Source organism: Bacillus sp. RSS_NA_20, assembly GCF_020165915.1.
GTDB classification, from domain to species: domain Bacteria; phylum Bacillota; class Bacilli; order Bacillales; family Bacillaceae; genus Bacillus; species Bacillus altitudinis.
Map to the genome: position 1 here is coordinate 165,786 of NZ_JAIUKW010000003.1, position 25,026 is coordinate 190,811.

The 25,026-nt window shown below is 40.8% G+C and carries 28 protein-coding genes; 11 read left to right on the plus strand and 17 right to left on the minus strand.

What is annotated here, in order from left to right:
* Nucleotides 1-61 precede the first annotated feature (61 nt).
* From hemY to LCD32_RS01015, 4 genes are all read right to left on the minus strand, one after another.
* A complete protein-coding gene (gene hemY, locus LCD32_RS01000; protein WP_008348859.1) occupies nt 62-1,474 on the minus strand; it encodes a protoporphyrinogen oxidase in 1,413 nt (470 codons plus the stop codon).
* 22 nt (nt 1,475-1,496) lie between these two features.
* Nucleotides 1,497-2,435 carry a ferrochelatase gene (gene hemH, locus LCD32_RS01005; RefSeq protein ID WP_035703469.1) on the minus strand — a complete coding sequence of 313 codons (939 nt, stop codon included), beginning with the start codon at nt 2,433-2,435 and terminating at the stop codon, nt 1,497-1,499.
* 31 nt (nt 2,436-2,466) lie between these two features.
* Nucleotides 2,467-3,525: a uroporphyrinogen decarboxylase gene (hemE, locus tag LCD32_RS01010; protein ID WP_025207037.1), complete on the minus strand. Its 1,059-nt coding sequence runs from the start codon at nt 3,523-3,525 to the stop codon at nt 2,467-2,469.
* A 124-nt stretch (nt 3,526-3,649) separates the two neighbouring features.
* Complete coding sequence (locus LCD32_RS01015) at nt 3,650-5,785, minus strand: transglycosylase domain-containing protein (RefSeq protein ID WP_017360307.1); 2,136 nt, start codon at nt 5,783-5,785, stop codon at nt 3,650-3,652.
* Between the two features lie 127 nt (nt 5,786-5,912).
* On the opposite strand from LCD32_RS01015, the gene LCD32_RS01020 reads away from it, so the two are divergent.
* Nucleotides 5,913-6,398 carry an antibiotic biosynthesis monooxygenase family protein gene (locus LCD32_RS01020; RefSeq protein ID WP_007497177.1) on the plus strand — a complete coding sequence of 162 codons (486 nt, stop codon included), beginning with the start codon at nt 5,913-5,915 and terminating at the stop codon, nt 6,396-6,398.
* Nucleotides 6,399-6,656: 258 nt separating this feature from the next.
* On the opposite strand, the gene LCD32_RS01025 is transcribed toward LCD32_RS01020, so the two are convergent.
* The gene (locus tag LCD32_RS01025; RefSeq protein WP_224562986.1) at nt 6,657-6,950 is read right to left on the minus strand and encodes a hypothetical protein; all 294 of its coding nucleotides are present in this window, start codon (nt 6,948-6,950) and stop codon (nt 6,657-6,659) included.
* 143 nt (nt 6,951-7,093) lie between these two features.
* On the opposite strand from LCD32_RS01025, the gene LCD32_RS01030 reads away from it, so the two are divergent.
* Nucleotides 7,094-8,281, plus strand: coding sequence for a M20 family metallopeptidase (locus LCD32_RS01030; protein WP_060780936.1), 1,188 nt, complete (start codon nt 7,094-7,096; stop codon nt 8,279-8,281).
* 29 nt (nt 8,282-8,310) lie between these two features.
* Here the strand turns inward: LCD32_RS01030 and LCD32_RS01035 are convergent, their stop codons facing one another.
* Genes LCD32_RS01035 through LCD32_RS01045 form a run of 3 tightly spaced genes read right to left on the minus strand, consistent with a single transcriptional unit; the run spans nt 8,311 to nt 11,018 of the window.
* Entirely contained in the window at nt 8,311-9,018 is a 708-nt protein-coding gene (locus LCD32_RS01035; protein ID WP_017360311.1) for an EcsC family protein, read from the minus strand.
* A 46-nt stretch (nt 9,019-9,064) separates the two neighbouring features.
* Entirely contained in the window at nt 9,065-10,285 is a 1,221-nt protein-coding gene (locus LCD32_RS01040; protein ID WP_017360312.1) for an ABC transporter permease, read from the minus strand.
* Nucleotides 10,278-11,018, minus strand: coding sequence for an ABC transporter ATP-binding protein (locus LCD32_RS01045; RefSeq protein WP_008348877.1), 741 nt, complete (start codon nt 11,016-11,018; stop codon nt 10,278-10,280). Before LCD32_RS01045 ends, LCD32_RS01040 begins: the two co-directional genes overlap by 8 nt.
* Before the next feature lie 487 nt (nt 11,019-11,505).
* Here LCD32_RS01045 and LCD32_RS01050 point away from each other — a divergent pair, with 487 nt between their 5' ends.
* From LCD32_RS01050 to LCD32_RS01060, 3 genes are all read left to right on the plus strand, one after another.
* On the plus strand, nt 11,506-11,934 hold the full coding sequence (locus tag LCD32_RS01050; RefSeq protein ID WP_008348883.1) for an HIT family protein: 429 nt from the start codon (nt 11,506-11,508) through the stop codon (nt 11,932-11,934).
* 158 nt (nt 11,935-12,092) lie between these two features.
* Nucleotides 12,093-13,172, plus strand: coding sequence for a 3-phosphoserine/phosphohydroxythreonine transaminase (serC, locus tag LCD32_RS01055; protein ID WP_007497164.1), 1,080 nt, complete (start codon nt 12,093-12,095; stop codon nt 13,170-13,172).
* A 125-nt stretch (nt 13,173-13,297) separates the two neighbouring features.
* Nucleotides 13,298-13,816: a tryptophan transporter gene (locus tag LCD32_RS01060; RefSeq protein ID WP_017360314.1), complete on the plus strand. Its 519-nt coding sequence runs from the start codon at nt 13,298-13,300 to the stop codon at nt 13,814-13,816.
* A gap of 254 nt (nt 13,817-14,070) precedes the next feature.
* On the opposite strand, the gene LCD32_RS01065 is transcribed toward LCD32_RS01060, so the two are convergent.
* Nucleotides 14,071-14,262: a hypothetical protein gene (locus LCD32_RS01065; protein ID WP_008348888.1), complete on the minus strand. Its 192-nt coding sequence runs from the start codon at nt 14,260-14,262 to the stop codon at nt 14,071-14,073.
* Nucleotides 14,263-14,390: 128 nt separating this feature from the next.
* Between LCD32_RS01065 and LCD32_RS01070 the strand changes: the two genes are divergently transcribed.
* Nucleotides 14,391-14,747 (plus strand): YtxH domain-containing protein, encoded by a 357-nt coding sequence (locus LCD32_RS01070; RefSeq protein WP_007497160.1) that lies wholly within the window; start codon nt 14,391-14,393, stop codon nt 14,745-14,747.
* Nucleotides 14,748-14,934: 187 nt separating this feature from the next.
* Nucleotides 14,935-15,549 (plus strand): HTH-type transcriptional regulator Hpr, encoded by a 615-nt coding sequence (locus LCD32_RS01075; RefSeq protein WP_048002576.1) that lies wholly within the window; start codon nt 14,935-14,937, stop codon nt 15,547-15,549.
* Here the strand turns inward: LCD32_RS01075 and LCD32_RS01080 are convergent.
* Nucleotides 15,527-15,871, minus strand: a complete 345-nt coding sequence (locus LCD32_RS01080) for a YhaI family protein (protein WP_048002577.1) — start codon at nt 15,869-15,871, stop codon at nt 15,527-15,529. The two genes, LCD32_RS01075 and LCD32_RS01080, sit on opposite strands and share 23 nt — an antisense overlap.
* 234 nt (nt 15,872-16,105) lie before the next feature.
* On the opposite strand from LCD32_RS01080, the gene LCD32_RS01085 reads away from it, so the two are divergent.
* Nucleotides 16,106-16,624 (plus strand): DUF3267 domain-containing protein, encoded by a 519-nt coding sequence (locus tag LCD32_RS01085; RefSeq protein WP_007497155.1) that lies wholly within the window; start codon nt 16,106-16,108, stop codon nt 16,622-16,624.
* A gap of 82 nt (nt 16,625-16,706) precedes the next feature.
* Nucleotides 16,707-16,892 (plus strand): hypothetical protein, encoded by a 186-nt coding sequence (locus LCD32_RS01090; RefSeq protein WP_072368131.1) that lies wholly within the window; start codon nt 16,707-16,709, stop codon nt 16,890-16,892.
* A 53-nt stretch (nt 16,893-16,945) separates the two neighbouring features.
* Here the strand turns inward: LCD32_RS01090 and LCD32_RS01095 are convergent, their stop codons facing one another.
* Both LCD32_RS01095 and LCD32_RS01100 read right to left on the minus strand, forming a co-directional pair.
* Nucleotides 16,946-17,035 (minus strand): YjcZ family sporulation protein, encoded by a 90-nt coding sequence (locus LCD32_RS01095; RefSeq protein ID WP_017360317.1) that lies wholly within the window; start codon nt 17,033-17,035, stop codon nt 16,946-16,948.
* Between the two features lie 145 nt (nt 17,036-17,180).
* On the minus strand, nt 17,181-17,267 hold the full coding sequence (locus LCD32_RS01100; protein WP_008361129.1) for a YjcZ family sporulation protein: 87 nt from the start codon (nt 17,265-17,267) through the stop codon (nt 17,181-17,183).
* Nucleotides 17,268-17,428: 161 nt separating this feature from the next.
* Here LCD32_RS01100 and LCD32_RS01105 point away from each other — a divergent pair, with 161 nt between their 5' ends.
* Nucleotides 17,429-18,304, plus strand: a complete 876-nt coding sequence (locus LCD32_RS01105) for a peptidylprolyl isomerase (protein WP_007497153.1) — start codon at nt 17,429-17,431, stop codon at nt 18,302-18,304.
* Nucleotides 18,305-18,359: 55 nt separating this feature from the next.
* On the opposite strand, the gene LCD32_RS01110 is transcribed toward LCD32_RS01105, so the two are convergent.
* The 4 genes from LCD32_RS01110 to LCD32_RS01125 all read right to left on the minus strand — a co-directional run bounded on the left by LCD32_RS01110 (nt 18,360) and on the right by LCD32_RS01125 (nt 23,732).
* Complete coding sequence (locus tag LCD32_RS01110) at nt 18,360-18,590, minus strand: sporulation YhaL family protein (protein WP_017360318.1); 231 nt, start codon at nt 18,588-18,590, stop codon at nt 18,360-18,362.
* Between the two features lie 108 nt (nt 18,591-18,698).
* Complete coding sequence (yhaM, locus tag LCD32_RS01115) at nt 18,699-19,652, minus strand: 3'-5' exoribonuclease YhaM (protein WP_007497151.1); 954 nt, start codon at nt 19,650-19,652, stop codon at nt 18,699-18,701.
* A 62-nt stretch (nt 19,653-19,714) separates the two neighbouring features.
* Nucleotides 19,715-22,501, minus strand: a complete 2,787-nt coding sequence (locus tag LCD32_RS01120; protein WP_065460073.1) for an ATP-binding protein — start codon at nt 22,499-22,501, stop codon at nt 19,715-19,717.
* Between the two features lie 16 nt (nt 22,502-22,517).
* On the minus strand, nt 22,518-23,732 hold the full coding sequence (locus LCD32_RS01125) for an exonuclease SbcCD subunit D (RefSeq protein ID WP_076821956.1): 1,215 nt from the start codon (nt 23,730-23,732) through the stop codon (nt 22,518-22,520).
* Nucleotides 23,733-23,905: 173 nt separating this feature from the next.
* On the opposite strand from LCD32_RS01125, the gene LCD32_RS01130 reads away from it, so the two are divergent.
* Nucleotides 23,906-24,094: a YhzD family protein gene (locus tag LCD32_RS01130; protein WP_008348907.1), complete on the plus strand. Its 189-nt coding sequence runs from the start codon at nt 23,906-23,908 to the stop codon at nt 24,092-24,094.
* Between the two features lie 35 nt (nt 24,095-24,129).
* On the opposite strand, the gene LCD32_RS01135 is transcribed toward LCD32_RS01130, so the two are convergent.
* Nucleotides 24,130-24,897: an enoyl-CoA hydratase gene (locus LCD32_RS01135; protein WP_083693016.1), complete on the minus strand. Its 768-nt coding sequence runs from the start codon at nt 24,895-24,897 to the stop codon at nt 24,130-24,132.
* Between the last annotated feature and the right edge of the window lie 129 nt (nt 24,898-25,026).

A 25,026-nucleotide genomic window follows, 5' to 3' on the forward strand; every position in this document is an offset into this window, starting at 1 on the left:
CTTTTCTAAACATACGAACATGAAAAACTCCCTTTCCATGACAGAAAAGGGAGTTTGTTTTTTATGAAAATAGATAAGATACAGCTTCTGAGATGGCAGCTTTTCCTTGATCAATACAATCAGGAATCCCAACACCTTCAAATGCAGCACCCGTGATATAAATACCAGGATATGATTGCTTAAACGTTTCTCGCATCGTCGAAATCTGTTTTTGATGACCCACATGATATTGCGGCATGCTTGTTTTCCAGCGAGTCACTGTCGTCAGCTCTGGATCTGCTTTAATATCCATGATCTTCTTCAAATCCTCCAGCACGATGCTCACGATTTGATGATCAGACTGTTCAACAATTGATTCATCGCCAGCTTTCCCAACATATGCACGAAGCAATGTTTTTCCTTTAGGTGCAGTGTGAGGCCATTTCTTATTTGTCCACGTACATGCTGTAATGGAGAAATCACTATTTCTTGAGATGACAAAACCAGTACCATCATATTCATTGTGAACATCCTCTTCTTTAAATCCGAGTGCAACTGTTGCAACAGAAGTCGATGTCATGTCATGCAAGTACTCAAGCCCTGCTTCTTTTGGAAACATGGAATAGATCGATTGGTGAGGAGTTGTCACAATGGCAGAATCTGCAAAAAGCGTTTGACCGCTGTCTAATTGAACGCCATAACCTCCCTCGGCTTTTTCGATCTGGGTCACTTTTGTCCCTTTGTAAATCTTCGTCAGCTTGAGTTTACTTTCGACCGCTTCAACAAGTGCTTGCAGCCCTTGATTGATTGTCTGGAACTGTCCTTGCTTTTTCGCTGTCACTTGTTGCGCTTTTGCATGCTGCTGTGATTTTTTCATCCCAAGAATCAAACTGCGATGCTTCTGTTCTGTTTGATAGAACTGCGGGAAGGTAGACATTAAGCTCAGGCGATCAATGTCACCAGCATAAATGCCTGATAGTAGCGGTTCAATTAAATTCTCCACCACTTCATCACCCACACGTCTTCTAAAAAATTCCCCCAGAGACTGATCTTCTGTCTGTTTGCTTTTTGGCAAAACGAAATCCATCGCTGCACGTGCTTTTCCGGCAACTGAAAAAAGCCCAGTTGTAATGAAAGGACTGATTTGAGTTGGAATGCCCATGACAGCGCCCTTTGGCATCGGATGAAGGGTTTCATTGACTAATACATACGCTTGCCCTGTTTCATTATTGACGAGCTGATCAGATAGGCCAACATCTTTTGCCAGCTGGGGTCCACTGACCTTTCTTTCTAAAAATGAATCGGGTCCACGTTCAATGATATAACCGTCTTTATATAATGTTTGAATTTTTCCACCTAGCCTAGGACTCGCTTCAATAAGAGATATTTGGATAGGAAGGCCTTTTTCTTCAATTTCCTTTTCCAAATAGAAGGCGGCGGCCAAACCTGTGATGCCACCGCCAATGATGACAAGGTGTTTTTGATTGTCATGCATAGGATCGCCTTCTTTTATATGATTACTTGCTTTCATTAAGCTTCTTTAATACGACTGCTGCCAGTGCATCAATAAATGCTGGTTTCGCATTTGGCATTTCTGGACGATAGTAAGCTGCACCAATTTCATCCGTGACGACTTTACATTCATAATCATTGTCGTATAACACTTCAAGGTGATCAGCGACAAAACCAACAGGCACGTATACAAATGTTTTATAGCCTTTTTGCTCAAATAGGTCACGCGTGAGATCCTGTACGTCTGGTCCAAGCCACGGATCAGGCGTATTGCCTTCACTTTGCCAGCCAATTTCATAATGCTCAATTCCTGCACCTTCAGCAATCATTTTTGCAGATTGTGCAAGCTGATCAGGGTATGGGTCCCCTGCTGCAATAATTTTTTCAGGAAGACTGTGTGCAGACACAATCAGCACTGCTGAATCTCTCTCTTCCTGACTCATGGATGCATACGTCTCTTTCACTTGTTTCACCCAATAGTCCACAAACTTCGGCTCATCGTACCAGCTTTCAACAGAAGTGATATTTAACTGGCCAAGCTTTTCTGCTTCATCTTGTGCACGTTTGTTATACGATTTCACACTAAATGTGGAGAAGTGCGGTGCAAGGACAATACTCACCGCTTCTGTGATACCATCTCGGTGCATATCAGCGACCGCATCCTCAATGAAAGGCTCGATGTGTTTTAACCCAATGTATACATGAAATTCAATCTCGTCTTGGATCTCATTCAAATGTTCACACAAACCATTTGCCTGCTGTTCTGTAATTTTGGATAAAGGAGAAATGCCGCCAATTGCCTTGTAGCGGTCCTTTAAATCTTGCAGCATCTCCGGCTCTGGCTTTCTGCCTCTACGGATATGTGTATAGTAACGTTCAATGTCTTCTTCTTTATATGGGGTGCCATATGCCATGACAAGTAGCCCCATTTTCTTTTTCTCCACAACCAACACTCCTTCAGATCATTTGAAATATTTAGATGGATGTTTTTTTATGTTTAGCTGAATAATCGTGAATAAAGTCAGTCAGCTTCTTTAACGTGTCTGGTGAGACATCAGGAAATACCCCGTGACCTAAGTTAAAGATGAATTGATCTGATTTCATCCCTTGATCTAAAATCGCTGCTGCTCTTTCTTCAATCACTTCCCAAGGAGAAAGTAAAATCGTTGGATCAAGGTTTCCTTGTAACGTTTTTGTTAAGCCTTCTTTTCGCGCTTCGTCTATACTCATACGCCAATCCAGTCCAACGACATCAAGCGGCAAGTCATGCCAATCTTTCGCTAGATGGCTCGCACCGACACCATACATAATCATTGGTACGTTTTCAGACTTCAGCTCTGTGAAAATACGCTGCATGACAGGCTTAATGAAGGTCCGGTAATCTGCTGCATTTAAAGCGCCAACCCAAGAGTCGAAGATTTGAAATGCTCGGACGCCTGCTTTTACCTGAGCGCGTATGTATGTGATCGTCATATCGGCTAATTTATTCATCAAAAGCATCCATGTCTCTGGCTCACTGTACATGAGCGCCTTTGTTTTATGATAATTTTTAGATGGACCGCCTTCGATCATATAGCTTGCCATCGTAAAAGGTGCACCTGCGAAACCAATCAGCGGAACATTCAACTGCTCCTCTGTTAACAGCTTGATCGTATCAAGCACATACGGCAGGTCTTCTTCAGGATGAAGCTCTCCAAGACGCTGGATATCTGCCTTTGTCCGAATAGGCGAGTCAATCACTGGTCCAATTCCATTTTTAATTTCAACATCCACACCAATAGCTGGAAGCGGAGTCATAATATCTTTATATAAAATAGCGGCATCTACACCATATTGTTCTACAGGAAGTCTTGTTACGTAAGCACATAGCTCTGGCTGATGCGTAATTTCAAATAGCCCGTATTTTTCTTTAAGGGCACGATATTCAGGCTGCGAGCGTCCTGCCTGTCTCATATACCAAACTGGTACATGGTCTGTTTTTTCCCCTTTGCACGCCTTTAAGAACGTGTCATTAAAAGCCTTCGTTTTTCCCATTACCTTTCATTCCACCTTTCGCCTCACACTCTCTTTGTATAAGGCTCAAACACTGCTTTTACTATACCGCTTTTTCAGGGCTCGGTATACTAAAGCGGCTCAATGTTCAAAAAATCGCCGAATATTAACGTCCAAAAGCCTCTGGCTTGATATAAGCACTACCTTCGCCTTCTTCTTGTGTTTGAGTATTGTATGGAACAACCTTATACTGCGCATCTGAAAACACATTTGCATACGGCATTGTGTAGCTGTTTGTTCCTGTTACAGAATCGATCAGGGTCTCGCTTCCATTTCTCTTTTCATAAATACGATATTCAACGCGTTTGTCTTCCTGTTCATCCCATGACAGCTCCAATGTAAAGAGCCCTTTGATTTTAAATGCATAACGTGCTTCAAAGCCTGACAGTCCTTCTAAATGGATTGGCGATTGAAGTTCTTTAATTCCCTCTGGTTTTTGGAATGTTTCATTGGTTATTTGGGCTGTCGTTAAAATATCTTTCATTAACTGCACTGGATACTGACTGCCGCCAGTTAAATAATGACTGTTATCCGTTTTGTCATACCCCATCCAGATTGCCCCTGTTGTACTAGGCGTGTAGCCAGCAAACCAAGCATCTTTCGTTGCCCCTTTGACACCGGAATACGTAGTTGTGCCTGTTTTACCAGCCAAATCTCCAGCGTATGATCCGCTCTGAGCGGTTCCGCCTTTGACGACCTGTTGAAGCATTCTTGTCATATTCCAAGCATTTTGTACGCTAAACACTCGTTCTTCTTTGTTTCGATTTTTTTCAACGGTTTCACCATCATCATTCGTGATTTTCTGAATGAAGAACGGCTTTTTATAGACGCCTTCATTTGCAAATGTATGAAATGCTCCAGCTATCTGCAACGGAGAAACCCCTTTTTCTAAACCGCCAAGCGCTATGGCAAGTCCTTTATCCGAAATATCCATTCCCATTTTCTCAAGATAGGATTTAGACGTATCGATGCCAAGCTGGCTTAACGTCCATACGGCAGATGTATTTTTACTTTTCATGAGAGCCTCTACCATCGTGACCCTGCCTTCGTACTGTCCATCGTAGTTCTTTGGAGAATAGCCGTCATAGCTTTTTTCCTTGTCCTCAAGCAGTGAATACGGTCTGAATTTTTTCTCCTGCATCGCTGGACCATATACTGCGATCGGCTTAAAGACAGAACCAGGCTGTCTAACAGCTGTGACTCTGTTATAGCCTCTTGCCTGATATTCTCGTCCGCCTATTGCTGCTTTTACACCACCAGATGCGTTGTCAATAAACACAGCGCTGCCTTCAGGTGACCCGCTTTTTCCCGGGAAATAACGATTGTTTTTCATCGCATCATAGGCAACTTTTTGCAAATTCATATCGATTGGTACGGTAATAGTATAGCCGCCTTGAAGCAATTGTTCATGCGAAATCGAATACTGTGATTCTGCTTCTTTAATCATGAGATCTACATAACTGTCCACCCAAGGGGTTTCTGATTTCTTTTTTAAATGAATACCAAGTGTTCTTCCTTTTGCTTCAACTGTTTCTGTAGAAGACAAATATCCTTGTTCATTCATTAAATTCAGGATGGTATCCCGTCTTTGTTTATTTTTATCTGGGTGTAGAACAGGGGAATACGTTGAAGGTGCCTTTGGCATGGCAGCAAGTGTAGCTCCTTCACTGACAGTGAGATCTTTTACATCTTTACTAAAATAGTAATTGGCCGCTGCTTGGATCCCATAGACGCCATGACCAAAGTAAAGCTGATTCAAATACATTTCAAGCAGCTTGTCCTTTGAATAATCTCTTTCTAAATTGATCGCAATAATGACTTCTTTTGTTTTTCGAAGAAACGTTTTATCATTTGTGAGAAAGATATTTTTGGCGAGCTGCTGGGTGATGGTACTGCCGCCTTCTACCTTTCCACCTGCTAATATATCTCGATAAACCGCCCTTGAAATCGATTGTGCATCAATTCCGTGGTGCTCATAAAAGCGCTTGTCCTCTACAGCAACAAAAGCTTTCGCCACTTTATCTGGGACCTCTTTTAATGACACAGGGTCCCGATTTTCTGAATACATGCTTGTGAGTTCTTTTCCATTCTGATCAATGATTTTCGAGGAAGCGTGAAAAACGAGCTTCTTCTCATCTATGACATAATGTCCTAAAAATAAAATGGTCAGATAGCCAATAAATGAAAGCACGATTGTACTTCCTGCAATGACTAATGGAATGATTATCTTCTTTTTCTTCAAATTAGGTCACCTCATTCCTTTATACGGATAGTATGGGATGTATTGCTTCATAATATGTTTTATGGATTGACTACCAAAGAATTATATATCATTCTTTTGTTATACTATCAAGCAGGAGGCGGTTTAGATGAATTTCTATATTACATATGGAACAGCAGACTTTTTGCAAAAAATCGCAAAAAAACATCATCTTGAAAATCTGCTTTATACGGTCGGTAAGGAACAAGCGGCTCTTTTTCATGAAACGGAGGGTGAGACAGTCTTTAAAGCCCCCCATGCCTATGATGTGATTTATACAAAAGGTGAGCTCGTCCAATCTGGCTTTGTCACGCTGAATCATATCCCTGTAAAGCTCGAAAGCAGAGCACTTTTTGAATCCACCTTTCAGAAAAAAACAAACATGTCAGAGCACCAGCGCGGCTTTCAGGCGCTTCGTGTGTTAAGACCAAAAAAGGATGAAGAAGTGTACTTGATATTGACCCTTTGGGAATCTGAAGACTTATTTCAAGACTTTCAAGAGTCAGAAGCATTCTTTCAGCCGCACGAGGATACTGGCTCCATCTTCTCTCGTCCTGCCTATCTGACATCCTATCATGCCGTCATAGACCATTAAAGAAGTGCTGCTCTTCGCACTTCTTAGATTGTTGACAAAGGGCTAAAATGAACTTGATTTTAGCCCTTTGTCTTCTTTTCAGCGTGATAGAAAATCTTTGCAGCCCTAGGAAGGACGAGTACTGGAGCGGAGCGAATTTGACATTCGTGAGCACCAGCACGCAGGACTGACAAAGAATGCGAGGGTTTGTCTACACGCTGGGAAGTGCTGCTCTTCGCACTTCTTTTTTTCATGAAAAAAAGCCCTTCTGCTGGGCTTTCAACGCTTATCTCTAAGCTCGTACCGATGAATGATTGGCTGAAGTACATAAAAATTCAGCAAGATCCATCCTAATAAGATTGGCCATTTGAGCATAGGTGAAGCACCTTTCATCTGAATAAGTAGTACCAACAGTGGAATCAAACAAATCATCAAAAAGCTCATCTTCGAAACGAACGTTTCTTTGATTTGATGCCGGCAGCTTGGACAAAGCATCATTCTCGTATGCGATAAATGAAATTTTTCGACGAAAGAAAATGCTTTTGAACAATTTGGACAGCTTCCCAATGCCACTCCCCCTTTTTCAAGCTTCATACTTAACCTTCGACTTTTATGTAAAATGACCTTTTCTATCATTCTCAACATCCTCTTCTATTGAAAGATTCTAACAATTACCATACAATCAGTAAAAGAGCCTAAAGGAGGTTTTCGGATCAATGACAGTATCCACTTTACACAAAAGGATCAATGAACGTCTTGATGAACATTATGAGGAAATGGTTGAAATTAGACGCTATCTCCATATGAATCCAGAACTTTCTTTTCAGGAAGAGGAAACAGCTGCTTACATCGCTCAATATTATGACAGATTACATATCCCAACACGCACACATGTAGGCGGACATGGTGTACTCGCTTTTATTGAAGGAGCTTCCCCTGGACCGACCATTGCACTGAGAGCTGATTTTGATGCACTTCCCATTCATGATGAAAAGGATGTACCTTACCGTTCAACAAAACCTGGCGTCATGCACGCATGCGGTCACGATGGCCACACAGCAACACTTCTCGTCTTAGCGAAGATCTTACATGAGCACCGAGATCAATTAAAAGGAAAAATCGTCCTTATTCATCAACACGCTGAAGAATATGCCCCCGGCGGTGCGAAACCAATGATTGAAGATGGCTGTTTAGACGGTGTTGACGTCATTTTCGGCACCCACCTTTGGTCCTCAGAGCCATGCGGCACTGTTCTTTATAAAAGCGGGAACTTTATGGCAGCCGCCGATCGTTTCTCTATTCAAGTGCAAGGGAAAGGCGGACATGGCGCACAGCCGCACCTGACGAAAGATGCCGTACTCATCGGTTCACAAATTGTAGCCAATCTTCAGCAGGTCGTGGCCCGTAAAGTCAACCCGATTGATTCTGCGGTTGTATCTGTAGGGGGATTTGTCGCTGAAAATGCCTTTAACGTCATTGCAGATTCGGCCGTGCTGACAGGTACTGCACGTTCCTTTGAAGAGAGTGCACGCCATATCATTGAACGTGAAATTGAACAGGTGGTGAAAGGTGTCTGCCACATGCACGATGCTTCTTATACTTATGAATATGTAAGAGGCTATCCTGCAGTCAAAAATCACCCTGCACCAACTGAATATATAGCAGAAATAGCCAAACAGACAGAAGGAGTCACAGAAGTAAAAGAAGCCGAAACCCAAATGGGCGGAGAAGACTTTGCTTACTACCTTCAGCATGTTCCTGGTACTTTCTTCTACACAGGCGCTATGCCAGAAAACAGCCAAGATGTGTATCCACACCACCATCCAAAATTTGATATTAACGAAAACGCAATGCCTGTCGCAGCAAAGGTAATCGCTCATGCCGTCCTTTCCTACGATGAATGAAAAAAAGCCGCTGCTGGGCAGCGGCTTTTCTATTTCGATTCTTTCAACACTCTCAAGTGAAACACATGGCGTGCGACTTCACCAAGCTGTCCTGTCAGCTGATGATTTGCCACCCCACCAACAGCGGCACCGACCACAGGCATTAATTGAAACAGCTTCACAAGGTCAATATAATCTCGATATTCCTGCTGAAAGCTATACCAATCCATTTCTTCCCGGGTTGTTTCCCATTCTTCAATGAGTTTCATCATTTTTTGACGGTGTGTACTGCTTGAAAAGGCGAGTTGAAAAATACAAAGCAAAAAGAGTCTTTCCTCTTTTTGAGACAAATCAAATCCATATATACAGGCAAGCTCATAAAGACATTTCATCTTGATACTTAAAAGGAGAGGGAAATCCGCCATTCCGAGAAACAATCCACCCGCACCTGTGCCAATTCCTTCAATCGCAGCGGCCTTTTGATAATATGTCACCTTTTCCTTTGCCAGCTCATTTCGCTCTACAATAGACAATTGTTCATCAATGACTGTAAATGAAGTAAAATGGCTTCCTGATACGGTGGATTCAACCATTGTTTTCACCGCACTTGTGATGACTTGATGAAATCGAGCAGGGATTCGGCGATTCACTTGCTGCTGAACACCTTTTGAAAACCGCTCGATCTTGGATGGTTTTCTTAAAAAACGCATTTGAAAAAAAATGGCCTCTTCATACAGTTCCCGTTCAGCTGCATTCATCCCAGTTCCCTCCTTGGTGACATCATACACACGCTGTAAAAAATGCTTATCTCATCTTTTTTAATCTACTTTGTACGTAAGGCTTAAATAGGACAAGCACAAATACCAATGAAATGAGAAGAGCAAGTCCGCTTCCCTTCCATCCACCTGCTGGGAAAACGGCGGAGCTCAGTAAAATTGACTGGATAATGAGTACATTTCGTACGAGAACAAAAAAGCTTCGATCTTTTTCTTGCTGAGACACAGGATAAAGTGCCTGTAACGACAGATGAGCAAAGTGCTTTGTTAACGGGACAAGCTGTACACCTGTGATAAAGACTGTAAACAAGACAAGTAATGCCCCCACCCAGCCTGCTGCACCTGTATACAAGAGGATGAGCACAAACACGACCGTTAACCTAAACACAAGACCAAAATAGTCATTTGAACGTAAAAACGCCCTCACATACATATAAGAAAAAGCTTTACGCTGTTCATAAGGAACAAACTGCAAGACCCAGTCCATATACGCCCTTCTTTTCACTTGTTTCTTTAAATGAGGGACATCCGTAAATAAGTTTGCCAAGCGGTAAAAACGCTGTTTTCGTTTTAACTCATCAGAAATATGCAATTCCCATTGAAAGGGCTGTTTTTTTACTGCATTTGTTAGATAAATGAGATAGACAGCATATAAAAGATAAAAGACGATGGCAATGGCATAAGCTGCTTGTAAAACGGTATACATTAACATTGTATTGAGCAGAAAACGAATCACTGCATCAATCCATCTGACATGTTTCCCTTGAAAATAAGTGATTCTCCACTGAATCGCTGTATTCAGACCTTTTATTAAGATCATTTGCGCCAAAATGAGCACATATAGCATCAGATCGCCTGAGGAGACAGCCGAATATAGCGGAAGTGCAATAATGGACACGGCAATCAAAGGAAATAACTGAGAAATGAAGCTAAAGTTAAACGCTTGTTTTAAATAAGGGTCCATCTTAGCTTCCAAAGGAAGCATAAACACAAGATCTGCCTCTTTGATCAACGTTCGCACGTAAGAACTAGTCAGGACCAATGAGAAAACAACTGCCATGACCCAATAGGATGGGAAGTGAGCTGGAATATGCTTCAGCCAATTACTGTACCAGCTCGCCCCGCCTGCAAGGAAAAAAATGAGCACAATCACAAGATGATCGTTGAACATATATTTTAAATATTTTCTTGTTTCTTGTACGTGTTCTTCTAATCGTGATTTCCAAATGGTTTGCGTTGTTTTACTCATAGCTTTCTTCCTTTGTTAATTCCAAATAAAGATCATCGAGTGTCGCATCTCTCATGTTGAACTGCTCTCTTAGTTCTGTCAGTGTTCCTTTCGCTCTAATTTCCCCTTCATGCAAAATAATAAAGGAATCACAATAACGTTCCGCTGTGGCTAAAATATGCGTTGACATCAGAACACTTGCGCCGTTTTGTTTCGCCGCATTCATCCGTTCTAATAATGCGTTGATCGCAAGCGGATCAAGCCCTAAAAACGGCTCATCGATAATATACAACTCTGGCTCCACAAGAAACGCACACATAATCATCACCTTCTGCTTCATCCCTTTAGAAAAATGAGCAGGGAACCATTTCAATCGCTTCTCCATTCGGAATTCCTTCAGCAAAGACGGCAGACGTTCTTCTAATTGTTCTTTTGAAAGGCCGTAAGCCATCGCTGTCAGCTCTAAATGCTCTTTTAACGTTAATTCTTCATATAAGACAGGTGTCTCTGGAATAAACGTAAATTGTGAACGATACGCCTCTTGATCTTCTTGAAGGGTTCGTCCGTTCAGCTCAATGACCCCTTTATGAGGTTTCATTAATCCAATAATATGACGAATGGTTGTACTTTTTCCCGCCCCGTTTAAGCCAATGAGACCAACGATTTGGTTTCTTTCTAATTCAAATGAAATATTTTTCAGAACGGGATTCTTTGTATATCCACCCGTTACATCTTTTACAGTTAGAAGGGACATCAGTTCGTTCCTTTCTTTCTTTTTTCCTTTATAGTACCAAAAACGAAAGACAATTTGAAATGTTTACCTATAGACAACTCATGAATAAAACATCGGCATACTGGTCATCATAATGTATGTAGAAGAAATGAACTTGATGACCAATACGTAAATGAGGTGTTTGTTAAAGGCAATAACCGCATGACAAGTTGGTTTTTCATCTAAAAACCTTAGCTTCTGTTTTGCTTCACTGATTCTTGATTTTTGTGTCCTATACAAATATGTATACGACGAACCAAAACGTCAAATGAGGTGTTTACGGCAGAAATAGCAGGCATATGAATTCTTTATTTCAGTAAATAAAGAATTCAAAAGGCATATCAAATGAAAGCATCAGCATTTCTTCTGCAGGAGCAGGATGAGCGACCAAAGGAGTTCGCTTGTCCTGTTTTCTTTTTTTCTTCTTTTTGTGATACGATAAAGGAAAAATAATGAGGAGTGACATGGCGTGAGCGACTGCATTTTTTGCAAGATCATTGATGGAGACATTCCATGTGCAAAAGTATATGAAGACGAGCATGTATTGGCTTTTCTTGATATCAGCCAAGTAACAAAAGGACATACCCTTGTAATCCCGAAAATACATAAAGAAAACATTTATGACATGACACCAGAAGTGTCTAATCATTACTTCCAAGCGATTCCAAAAATCGCTAGAGCCATCAAACAAGAATTTGAACCAATTGGTTTAAACCTTCTGAACAACAACGGTGAAAAAGCCGGACAATCTGTGTTCCATTACCATATGCATATTATTCCGCGTTATGGCAAAGGCGACGGCTTTGGTGCCGTATGGAAATCTCACCAAGATCAATATACATCAGAGGATTTAAAAGACATTTCTTCTGCCATCCATACGCGCCTTACCTCATCTTAATTGATGAGGTTTTTCTTTTTTTCGCCTCTTTTCTGAGCTTATCCTCTGAATCGTAAGATATTTAGGACGATTCAAATTTTTTGTCCAAATGCTTCAAATTTGTGATAGGATGGTTTTATCTTTTGATCCATTAACGCGAGAAATAGGGAGAGATTGTGATGAAGCGAACGACGAATTTTAATGCTGGTCCGGCGGCGCTGCCGCTAGAAGTGCTTCAAAAAGCACAGGAAGAACTTGTTGATTTTAAACAAACCGGGATGTCTGTGATGGAACTTTCTCATCGCAGCGGTGAGTATGAAGAAGTCCACAATAAAGCGAAAGCACTCTTGGTAGAATTGATGGACATTCCAGAAGATTATGAGGTCCTCTTTTTACAAGGCGGGGCAAGTCTTCAATTTGCAATGATTCCGATGAACTTCTTACATGAAGGCGAAACGGCTCATTTCATCCAAACAGGTGCTTGGTCAGAGAAAGCCTTGTCAGAAGCAAAAGGGTTTGGTGAAACATCAGTGTTTGCCTCAAGTGAAGACGACAACTATTCGTATATTCCAGATGTAGATGCGTCCGTTTTAAATGACGGTGCTTACTTGCACATCACATCGAACAATACCATTTTCGGTACTCAGTGGAAAACGTTCCCGAACACGTCACTCCCGCTTATTGCCGACATGTCCAGTGATATTCTCAGCAAAAAAATAGACGTGTCTTCATTTGATTTCATTTATGCCGGGGCACAAAAAAATCTAGGGCCTTCTGGTATCACGATTGTGATCGCGCGCAAACGTTTATTAGAGAAAGAAAAAAGCGGCACACCTAAAATTTTAAAATATTCAACACATGCCAAAGCCAATTCTCTTTATCACACACCACCAACTTTTGCGATTTATATGCTGTCCCTTGTCCTGGAGCATGTGAAACAGGCGGGCGGTGTAGAAGCAGCAGAAAAACGCAATGAACAAAAAGCAGCGCTTCTGTATGATACGATTGATCAAAGTGGCGGTTTTTACAAAGGGCATGCACGTGCTGACAGCCGTTCACATATGAATGTCACGTTTACCCTGCGTGATGATGCACTCACTGCATCCTTTGTGGAGAAAGCAAAACAAGAACAAATGGTTGGACTCGCCGGCCACCGTTCTGTTGGCGGATGCAGAGCCTCGATTTACAACGCCGTCTCTATAGAAGACTGCCAAAAGCTTGCGGACTTTATGAAAAAGTTCCAGCAAGAAAATGAGTAAAAAGGCTTTTCTATCGTGAAATAAATTTGTTATAATAACGAGAAATATAAAGTCATGACTCTTGCAATAAATGATCAGCCATATTATTGGAGAGTTCTAAGAGCTTAGCAGAGGAGAGCATAGAAATGAAAACAAAAGAATTAGTGATTATGTCATTGCTTGCAGCAATGGGAGCTGTTTTGCATACGATTTTCCCGCCCATCTTTTTTGGAATGAAACCTGATATGATGCTGGTTATGATGTTTTTAAGCATCATCCTTTTTCCGAAAGTACAGCATGTCGTTGTGATCGCCCTAGTTACTGGGGTCATTTCCGCTTTGACAACAGGTTTTCCAGGCGGACAAATTCCAAATATGATTGATAAACCGGTGACAGCCTTTATCTTCTTAGCCCTTTTCTTATCTTGCCTGAAGATCAAGAACAAAGTCGTTCTGACCGCTGTACTCACCGCTGTTGGGACCGTCGTATCGGGCGTGATTTTCCTATCTGCCGCTTTACTGATTACTGGACTGCCGGCTGCGTTACCAGCACTTCTTGTAGGTGTTGTCCTGCCAGCAACTGTGATCAATACGATAGCTATGGTATTTGTCTTCCCGATTGCTCAGTCCATATTAAAGCGCGCAAGAATGATTGAAGTCGCTTAACGAATAACTGAACCTCTTCATTAGATGAAGAGGTTTTTTTCATATTGTTGACAAAGGGCTAAAATGATTCTTTATTTTAGCCCTTTGTCTTCTTTTCAGCATGATTGAAAGCCCTTGAAGTCTAGGAAGGACGAGTACTGGCGCGGAGCGAATTTGACATTCGTGAGCACCTGCACGCAGGACTGACAACGAATGCGAGGGTTTGTCTACATGCTGGAACCTCTTCATTAGATGAAGAGTTTTTTTTCATGCTTCTATAAAAGAAAAAGGGTAAGCAGCAAAATGGAGAGCGAAATCCCTGCACCTGCAGCACACACAATTGCTTTTTGTCTTAATACATGTTTTGGCGGATAAGACCCTGCATACCCAAGCTGCCTTACATAATGAATAGAACCACCTGCGAAAATCACACACATACACGTAAAAACGAACAGAAAGACAGACAACCTTCTCCCCTCCCTTTTCTTCAAAAGTATGCTAAAATAAAGCAAGCTATGTATGGAAGTTCAATGAAGCTGATCGTCAGCTCAGAGAGAACATGCGAATGTGTAAAATTTGACTAGAGGTGATTGGAATGGCTAGTGGACGTTCTTTATTAACAGGATTATTTGTAGGCGGTCTCCTCGGAGGTGCGGCAGTGCTCCTGACGACTCCCTCTTCTGGCAGAGATGTACGCGGAAAGATGAAAGACGGCTATGACAAATTCGAAGATACGCTGACAAGATTAAAAAGAGATGGACAAGCTTTAAAAGAGCAGATTGTTGAAACCGCAAAAGAAAGTGCTGAGGTCATTAAAGAGGTCGGAACTGAATTGCAAACATCCATTCAGCAATGGCGCGAGGAAATCAAACCTCATCAGCAGGACTTACAAAAGGAAATTCAGGAAATTGAGGAAAAGCTCAAACAACTGGAGAAAACCTTACAAAACTAATATACTCACAAAAAAATATTCGTTTACAAAAGTGTGCGGGGTGCGTATCCCGCACTTTTTTTGTTGAAAAAAGGTTATTTTGTCAATGTTTTTCATGACTTTTAAAAATTCTTGAATTTTCAGCTTTATTAATCTTTATTTTATTGGCATAATAGAATTACAAGAAAAAGAGAAGTAGGTGAAATGGATGAATCATTCGGAACAGCCTTTCGATGTAAAAGAAGCACTTTTATTCAGTCAAAGAATGGCCCAATTGAGCAAAGCTCTTTGGAAATCCATTGAAAAGGACTGGCAGCAGTGGATCAAACCGTATAACCTAAATATCAATGAACATCATATTTTGTGGATTGCGTATCAATTAAAAGGAGCTTCAATATCAGAAATTGCAAAGTTTGGCGTCATGCATGTATCAACGGCGTTTAACTTCTCCAAGAAACTGGAGGAACGAGGATTTTTAAAATTTTCTAAAAAGTTAAACGATAAACGCAATACGTATATTGAGCTAACGCCAAAAGGCGAAGAGACATTCCATAAACTACTCGAAGATTACGACCCGGCCCGAACTGGTATTGTCAAAGGCGCACAGCCGCTTCATGACATTTACGGAAAGTTCCCTGAAATTTTAGAAATGATGTGTATTATCCGAAACATTTATGGTGAGGATTTCATGGAGATTTTTGAGAAATCGTTTTCAAACATTGAGAAGGACTTTTTGAATGAACGTGGGAAAGTCACGAAAAAGCCTGAAGAACTTGAAGACACAGCAGAGGAAAAAGCGGCTAAAGCAAATCAAATTGTTTAATGATCTTTATAAATTCATTCATTAACGGCTGAAACAGCCCTTGATCATGCAAAGCAAAAATCGTCTCATGAACATCCAGCTTTTCAATTAACTGTCCCGCAAACAGCGCAAGGAGATCGTCGAACATGACGTAGCCTTGTGCTTTTTGCTTGTCCATTTCATCTGAGAGCTCAACACAAATACGCTCAATGTCCTTTGCCTCTTCTTTCGATACACGCTGCCGGATCAATAGCGCATAATATGGATAACGGCTCATATCTGTCGCCGTCAGTAACAGTTCCATATAATATTCGAGCTGGCTCATTCGTTCCTCAATACTCATGTACGTTCCCTCTTTCTCTTAGTCACTCTATTTTAGCCGAAATTACTCATTGACGAAAGAGACGAACCTCCCTCTTATGTCTTTTTTTCTTGAAAAACCCAAAGTTTCCTCTCTTTACTCCATATGAATGTAACAATTTATTTTTTTTCATGAAAACCATTGATTTTTATCCTCAGGAAGAGTAAATTATCTTGAGATATTCAATTAGTTTTTTTGAGATTGGAAGGATGAAAAATGAATTGTTGGAAGACCATTAATCTTGAAAAGGATTATGGTTATACGAGAATGATGATTTCAGCCATATGTCTTACTGTATTTTTTTTCATTATGGCATTTTTATGTTTTCAACTGACTCATCCTGAAACGAGACTCAGCAGTCACAATGCACCACTTTTTGTCGTGCTTTTACTTGCGACATTGCTTGTCCACCGCGTGGTTCACTTGATCCCAGTCATGAAACATAAGAAAAAAATGACGTTATTTAAACGAAATTGCTGGCAGCGCGTGCCTAAGAGAGTGATGCTTTTCTCACTGCTCAGCCCGTTTTGTGTCATCTCACCTGTTTACTTTGTTTTAGGAATGGCGTTTCCAATGTACGCACACTATTTTATCATGATCGCAAGTATTCATGCAGGCTATTGTTTGCCTGACTTTTTATTTGCTTGGAAACTGCTCAAAGCGCCAAAATCATGCATCATTGATCAAGCCCAAGACGAGTTTGATATTTTAGTTGACCCAACTTCCTCATCATGAGGTTTTTAAAGCCAACTTCTATCTTTTTCATAAAAAATTTGGTAATGTAGTATGGGAATAGCATAGAGAGGGGGGATCTCCGATAGTTTTATTTTACTTCATCGTCTTTGCCGCGTTTATTGTGTATTCAATAAACAGGCTTACTAATACATTATGCCTTGTCAGAGAGATTCCTGAAGAACGGCAAGATAAGGTGTTTCGCTTTATCAATGTATCGATACTGATCTTACTGATCTCATCATTTGTTGAAATTACCATATCTATTTAAGATCAAAGCAAAAGCTGCCTGTTTGATGGCAGCTTTTTGTGTATGATGATCTATTAGCAAATCCAAGATGCACCGATAATGATCAATAAGATGAATAATACGACGACTAGTGCAAAACCGCCAGCAAAGACTTCTCCTCCCATGTGAAAACACCTCCTGCCAGTTCTTCCTCTGTTCTAAGCTCAGTGTATGCAGAAAATTTTAAAACGTTTAGGCACTTGTCATCGTTTTAAAAAAGAACCGCCCGCACGCATGGCAGGACGGCTCCTTTCTGTCACAGCGATTTAATTAATAAAGATATGCTGCACCAACGATGATCAGCAAAATGAATAGCACGACCAATAAAGCAAACCCATTAGAATATCCTGCTCCCATATAATTCAGCCTCCTTTTTGTGATCAATATATGTGTATGTTGGTCGCAAAAATTTGACTAGACGAATGCCCTCCCATTTGCATTTCTTTTTACAGCATGTCACAATATGTTATGATACAAGCAATGATAAATAAATTGGAAAGATTAGGAGTGTTTTTTGAATGAAAAAAATGGCTTTAGCAGCTGTAACAGCAGTAAGTGTTTTAACTCTTGGCGCATGCAGTAGCGGTGACAAAGAAGTGATCGCAACAACAAAATCAGGAGATGTCACAAAAGAAGAGCTTTACACAACACTTAAAAAACAAGCAGGTGGAGATGCTTTAAACCTACTTGTTCAACAAAAGGTTCTTGCTGACAAATACAAAGTATCAGATAAAGAAATTGATAAGAAATTGGAAGAATATAAAAAGACACTTGGTGAAGATCGTTTAAAACAACTTCAAGATGAATTCGGAAAAGATTACATCAAAGATCAAGTAAAATATGAGCTGCTGACTCAAAAGGCTGCCAAAGCTAACATCAAAATCACTGACAAAGAAGTAAAAGCGTATTATGATGACCTAAAAGGGAAAATCCGTGCAAGCCACATTTTAGTTGCTGACAAGAAAACAGCAGATGAAGTAGAAAAGAAATTAGATAAAGGCGAAAAATGGGATGACCTTGTATCTGAATATTCAACTGACACTGCTTCAGCAGCACAAGGCGGCGATGTAGGCTGGTTCGCAAAAGATGGCCAAATGGATGAGAACTTCAGTAAAGCTGCCTTCAAACTAAAAGTAAATGAAATCAGCAAACCAGTAAAATCTCAATTTGGTTACCATATCATTAAAAAGACCGAAGAACGCGGTAAATACGATGACATGAAAGCAGACTTGAAAAAAGAACTGCTTGATCAAAAACAAGCAGATAACAATGAAATTCAGACGATCTTAAACAAATTGGTGAAAGATGCTGATGTGAAAGTAAAAGATAAAGAACTTGAAAATACATTCAAAGAAAAATCTGAGCAAACCACACAACAAACAACAAACCAATAATGAACGAAAAACCCCTCTACATGAACTTGTAGAGGGGTTTTTTTATTCTTATTGATTATGCAATCGAATGGTCCTCATGCTTCGCCGTTTCCTGTGATCGTTTCATTTGCTGTCCTTGACGTCTACGCTCTCTCTCCTGCTCCATTCGTTCGATAAAGATTTCTCCCTCTTTTTCAATAAAGGATTGATCAATCTCTTGCTCCTCTTTGGCTGTCGTCATTAATTTATAGGCACAAAAAATAATACCAATGATACATGCATATACCCACCATGGAAAAAATAACATTGTCTTCCCCTCCTTTTTCAGGACTAATCTCTCTTCCTTTGTGTTACATGCTTATGCGAAAAGAAGACAAGTTATGAAAAAAAACGCCCGCATCAAACGGGCGTTTTATCATGATGATTCATTGTGAAAGGTTGGTTTATAAAACGAACGATTCTCTAGTGCAAAAATACGCTCTGTATATTCTCCTGGCTTCACATGCTCAAGCGCACGATCCATCATGTTCATTTTTGCATCTAAATTATCTATATAGTGGAGAATTTCCGCTTCCTTCACCATTGGTGGTTTAGGACTGCCCCACTCCCCTTTTCCATGATGACTCAGCACTAAATGCTGCAGAATCAGAATTTCCTCAGAATCAATGCCAAGCTCCTCTGCGGCTTTCGCAATTTCTGTCACCATAATAGAAATGTGGCCAATTAAGTTCCCTTCTACTGTATATGTGGTGGAGACAGGACCCGAAAGCTCTTTGACTTTCCCTAAATCATGTAGAATGATCCCTGAATATAAAAGATCTCGATCAAGTGATGGGTATAGATCAACAATGGATTTCGCTAAATGAAGCATCGATACCACGTGATAGGCAAGACCCGAAACAAACTCGTGATGGTTTTTCGTAGCTGCTGGGTAATCAGCGAATTCCTGTCCATATTTCTTCAGCAAATGTCTTGTGACACGCTGAATATTAGGGTTTTTCATATCAAAAATATATTGCATGATGGTATCCATCATATCGTGCTTTGGAATAGGAGCTGTTTCTAGAAAATCATCAATGCGGATTTGCTCGTTTTCAGCAACAGGACGTATATTCCTAAGCTTCAGCTGATTCCTTCCGCGATAATGATGAATATCACCTACTACCTTTACAATGGTTTGTGCGGCATATGTGAGTTCATCATTCTGCTTTGCATCCCATAGCTTCGCCTCAATATCTCCACTTTGATCTTGAAGAATTAACGTTAAAAATGGTTTGCCATTACTCGCAATCCCTTTAGTAGATGATTTAATTAATAAATGCAGGTCAACTTGTTCGCCGACGTCATAGGTCATGATCCCTTTAGCCATTCAATAAATGCTCCTTCCATGTTTCTGCTCATATAAGTATAACATAAGTCATAATTTGTCAATCATTCCACTGCTAAACTCGTAATCTGCCCGTTTTCCGCTGCTTGTTTCATATAATGATGACAAGTGAAATAAAACAGCTGTGTTTCAAAACGAGTGAGTTCATTCATCAGCTCCAGTACCCTTTCTAGACGGACATGATCAAAGTGAACGAAACTGTCATCCATCATAAATGGGAGCTGACAATCTTGCTGGTGGGACAAAGCAAGTGCAAAACGAATCGAGAGATAAATCTGCTCACATGTTGCTTGTGAAAGCTCCTCCGGGCGGAATAGGCGTCCATCCCTCCGTTTCACAATCAGCCGGTCATCTTCGGCAGAAAATAAAATCACTTCATATCGATCATTCGTTAACGGCTGAATAAATCGGGAAGCTGTTTGGAGGAGTGCTGGTAGCCTCGTTTCTTTATGCTCATTGAGTTTCTCTCGAATGACGGAACGAACGAGCTGAATAGCCGCCCATTTTTTCGCTAGGTGCTTTGCCTGCTCCTGCTCTACAGCAAGCTGATGAGTCAAATCAGACACCGTACCTGATGCTTCTATTTGGCGTATTTCTACTGCTAATTCTGCCAAGCGCTTTTTCATATTCGTCACATTCTCTTGCATGTCATTCAGACGTCTTTTCGCTTGTGCACACTGCTCCTCAAGGGTGCGCAAACCTTTACGGACAATGACCTCTTCCTCATCTACATAACCGCTTCTGTGCAGCTCTTGGTTCAGCTGCTGCAAATTGTACAGTCGCTCCCGGTATTCTTTGGATAGATGAGACAGGACATGATAATCTTCTTTTGACGCTGCTTCTACTTTTTGAAAAAGCTCGTCCGTTTGTTTTTTATAATATTGAACTTCTCCTTCTAATGTTGTCAGCTGCTGCTCTACATGCTGAATGGATACGTGTAATGTCTGACGTTCTTTTTCTTTTTTTTCCTCATCTTTCAATATCTCTTGAAAGGCTGAGATATTCTCTTGAATGGTCCCTTCTTTTCTTTGAAGGAGACTCATGAGCGCTGAAACTCTTTGCTCGTAGGTCGATTGCTGCTGTGTGAGCATCTCTATTTCCTTGTTAAGCGCCTCATATGCCGCTGTATTCGCTTTTAATTGTTTCAAGATATGGAAAGCTTCCACAAGGAATGAGAGCTCTGAGGACAAACCTAGCTGCCTTCTCATATCTTCTACTTGCTGCTGTACAGGTTCCAGTTCCCGCTCCCAGTCTTCATATTGCTGTATCATTCTTTCGTATAAAAGCTCCTTTTGCTTCACTAGCGTTTCAGCTGAAGCTGTTTGAACGTGAAAGGAATGATAGGCGTTACTGTCGTTTGCTTCCCTCATCTGAGTCTGTTTAAGCACTGGATAAATAACGATCAAGATAAATACGGAAAATCCTGCAAACAGTAACGTCACCCAGCTCTCTGCTAAAACGAATAAAATCGTGAGAATGACAGCACATAGCACGAACATCAGCGGGAATAACCACACTCTGGAATGATTCTGTTTCACTGTAGCCCTTGTGCCCCTGACATCTTCTGCATCTTGCTGTTTAACGGGCTGTTCCTTTAATCCTTTTAGAGCGGTTTCCGCTTCTTCTAGCTCATGTCTTGCATGATCAAACCGGTCATCGAGCTGCGTTTTCCTATCCATTAAACGAACGTATTGGCTCACAGCCTCTTTTAATTCCCACTCAAAGTCAAGTGAATCATCCAGCTGGTCAAGCTTGATTGGACGCTGCCACTTCAGCTTCGCTGATGCTTCTTCTATTTTTTGTTTCAAAGAATTCTGCTCTGTTTTCCCTTCTGCTAAGCGTTTCTTCACAAGTTCAGCATCAGATGATTCAGCTATGACCTGCTTCATCTCCAATACCGTATCCTTGTCATAGAGTGGCTGAACTTGCGTGAGCGACGTTTGCAAATGATCTAATTTTTGTTTCAGTGCCGTCAATTGCGCCTTTTTTGGGTGAAGGTGTGATTCTAATTTATCAAGTTCATGCGCGGTTTCCGGTCTAAACCGCTTGACTCGTTCTGGATAACTAGCCAAATCTTTTTTTAACTCTATCTTTTTTTCTATCATAGGATAAAGTCGAATATGTTCAGTCAAATGCTGAATCTCTTTTTCAGTCTGTCTCATTTCATGCTGAAGCATTTCTACCTTCTCGGTTAATTCAGCTTGTTCTTTTTTCTTTTCGGTATACCGACTTTCTACCAATTTGGCCTGTTTCAACTTACCTGACAGCTCTTTTACATGATCGAGCTGCTGATTTAATTCAGGCTTACGTCCATTCGGTTTAAAAAGCTGCTCCTGCTGTTTTAGCAACCTACTGTCCATTTTGGATGCCGCATCTGAGCCAAACAAACTTGAAAAGAGTAGAAATTCCCCTATTTGATCTTGATTTAATGCTTGTACATTTTGCAGACCAAACACGTCAAAAGAATAGATCGATTGGTATAATCTGCGATCCGTTCCCTTTAACATCGCATGTAGAAAAGCTTCATCTTTCACTTCACCATTTGGAAGCAACACCTGAGCTTGGCCGCCATGATCAGATGTTCTTTCAATATGAATCACACCTAATTCCTCATCTAAACACGTAAGAGAACCACCATAAAACGAGCCATGCTTTGGCTTATACATATGGCTTTTGGAAAAACCAAATAACATCGATTCAATAAACGCCTTCAATGTCGTTTTCCCCGATTCATTCAGGCCATAAACTAACTGAAAACCGTCATCAGAAAAGTGGAAGGTTTGATTGGAAAATTTCCCGAAATTCGCAATATGGAGTGAACGTATTTTCATCATGCCTCTCCTTTTCTCATAATTGCTTCAGCTGTTCTGCCAGCAGCCTTTGTGCCTCTTCTTTAATATCGATCTCGTCCTCTTTTGTAAGAGCTTTTCCTGCTTTTCTATAGGTTGGATGACGCTTGATCGGTAAAAGCAGCTCATCATACGCATCAAACTCGGCAATTTCTGCTGTTAGTTCTGTCAAAAAAGAATCTTCTGGATAGACGGCATCTTCATGTGTCCGGCAGTCAATCGACATCACCCAAACAAACAAGTCTTCATCTTCCTCCTGTTCATGAAGTACAGCCATCAGCTCCTCAAGCACTTCAAGCTGCGTGAGCTCCATATAAGCAGGAGCATCGCCAGTTAGTACGATTTTCACAAAATGAGGAACACCTCTCTCTTTCAGCCCACTCATCTTTTTGTCCACAAGTGTCACAAGATCGGTCATATGAGCGGTATGTGTGATATCTATTGTCAATGTCTCAAAGATGACATCTGAACAGCTCATAAACTCCGCTCTTTGAGCATCTTCAGATAGGTAAACGACATAACAGCCTTTCTCTCCTGTTTCTTTTATATGTCTTCCTTGCACGTTTCCAGGATAGATCACCATTGGATCTTCATGCAGAAGAGCCCGCTTATGAATATGTCCAAGCGCCCAATAATCAAAATCCCGCGCTAGAAGCTGCTGAAGCTGAAATGGTGCATACGCATCATGCCCTTCTTGACCTGCTAATGTGCCGTGAAGCATGGCAATATGATAGGGGGCATCTGTTTTTTTTTCATAATAAGGTGTCATATTTTCATGGACAGCCCGCTCTTTGTAGCTGAACCCGTAAATACTTGCCACAAGCTGACCTTCTCTATAAAAGGCTTGCTCACTTGGCGTACTGCTCAAAAAAACGTGAACATTCTCTGGCCACTCAATTGGTGTCCATTCACCACCTAAATGATCATGATTACCATAAATAATAAACACTTCAATCCCGTGTGATTGCAGCTGAAGAAACTGATTTCTTAAAAAAAGCTGTGCTTTTAGGCTGCGATTCGATTCGTCAAATAGATCTCCGCTAAGCAGCATAAAGTCTACTTCTCGATCAATTGCAAGTTCAAACATGTTCTTGGCACTTTGAAATGTACTTTCTTTCAACCTCTTAAAAATTCGGTTCGGTATATTGGACATTCCCGCAAACGGACTATCTAAATGAAGATCTGCGGCATGAATAAAAGTGAGCTTCGTCAAACGTCTATCTCCTTGTACGTTACTGTAGTTATCCATATTTTATCACGCCGTTTTTACGAATGCACGTTCTATCGCTCTTATTCTAAAAAACACATTTTTAGGGGTAAAAAAAGAGGTTTTAACTTCCTCCTTGTATAATTCATTAAAAAACAAGAAGAAAGGGAAGATCAGAGATGGAGAAAACCTACTTTTTGACTGTATTTGATTCGTCAGGTGAAACCTTATTAAACGAAAAAATCACCACAGATAGTGATGAAAAAGCAAAAGAATTAGGACGTCATCGTTTAATCGAACAACAATACACAAAGCATTCTCACCGGCTCGTAAATGATGCAGGTAAACTGCTTTTATTTGAACGTTAAAAAAGCCGGCATCCGCCGGCCATTCATTCTTCTATTTAATGAAACACAGGACGTCTTTTTTCCAAAAACGCTTGAACACCCTCCTGATGATCACGGCTTTGTCTCAGTCTAGCTTGTGCAGCACGCTCTTTTTGAAGAACGGCTAACAGCTGTGATTCTGACTGCTGAAAATAAATCATCTTTGTTTCAACAAAGGCTTGGAGTGGCATATTTAAAAATGGCTTGACGCACGCTTTTTGATACGTATCCACCTCATCTTGAAACACGCCGTCTGCAAGGCGAAGCTTGAGCGCTTCTTCAGCCGGCAACTTTTGCCCGCTCCAAATCAATTGTTTAGCGGTTTGTTCACTAACTCTTTTGGTGAGGAAAAAATGCCCTCCGCCATCTGGGATTAACCCGATTCCATTAAAGTTCATGGCAAGTTTAGCATCTTGATGCATAAACAAATAGTCACAGCTAAGGGCAAAGCTAAAAGCAAGACCAGCCGCTGCCCCGTGGACAATTGCAATCGTCACTTTTTTCATACTGGCTAAAGAAAGTGTAATTCCCTCGATCAGATCCATCACGCGATGAAAATCTTCTTCACGATCTTGCTTTAGCATCATGCCAATATCTCCGCCTGCTGAAAACCCTTTGCCCATCCCCTTGAGTACAACAATTTTTGCACTGCTCTCACTCGCTGTATCACACGCTTCCTTCAATTCAGCAAACATGTCAACATGGAACGAGTTATACGCTTCAGGTCTATTGAAAGCGATCTCAAAAATATCCCCATCTACCTGACAATTGATATATGTCATCATCCATTCCCCCTCTTCTTTTCAAGCTCATCACTTACTTCAATTTCCATCAAACAATTCCTTTTCCTCTACACAAAAAATTTCAAGATCAACTGATACTAAAATAAGCATAATTGTTGAAACGAGAAATAT